General features: G+C 67.5%; 1 pseudogene. It reads left to right on the top strand.

The features are described from left to right. Window positions 1–599: pseudogene (locus tag A5714_RS04310) on the top strand (histidine kinase dimerization/phospho-acceptor domain-containing protein); the annotation flags it as partial. Window positions 600–704: the final 105 nt, after the last annotated feature.

Genomic DNA, 704 nt, shown 5'->3' with positions numbered 1-704 from the left:
ACTTCACCGTCGTCCTCGTGGGCGTCGCCACCACCAGCGTCGTGGCAGCTATCGTCGGCCCACCGATGATCCGACGGCTCATGGACCAGGCGGTCGTTCCGGGCCTGCACGGCAACCATCCGTACGAGCACGCGTTCCGCGAGGCGACAGCGCTGTCCGTCGGAACCGCGGTGGCCGTCTCCGCGCTCGCCACGCTGACTCTGAGCTGGTATTTGAGCCGGCGCGTCCACCGTTCAGCGACGGCTTTGTCCCGTGCCGCGTTCGCGATCGCCGACGGGCGCTATGACATTCGCGTCCCGCCGCCCCGATTGGGCAGAGAGTTTGACGATGTCGCCGCGGCATTCAACGCGATGGCGCGACAGCTCGGAGTCGCCGAGGACACCCGTCGCCAAATGCTGGCGGATCTGGCCCACGAGATCAGGACACCGGTAGCAGTGCTCGAGGCCTACATGGAGGCACTGGAAGACGGCGTACGGCACCTCGACACCGAGACGATCGACATCCTTCGCGACCAAACCCGCCGGCTGGCCCGGTTCAGCAGCGATGTCCGGGCGCTGTCGCCTCGCGGAACGCGTGCTCGTACGGATGGTTGCCGTGCAGGCCCGGAACGACCGCCTGGTCCATGAGCCGTCGGATCATCGGTGGGCCGACGATAGCTGCCACGACGCTGGTGGTGGCGACGCCCACGAGGACGACGGTGAAGT

Origin of the sequence: Mycobacterium sp. E2462 (genome assembly GCF_001672685.1) — a bacterium.
GTDB lineage: Bacteria > Actinomycetota > Actinomycetes > Mycobacteriales > Mycobacteriaceae > Mycobacterium.
This window is presented reverse-complemented; position numbering and strand designations above follow the sequence as displayed.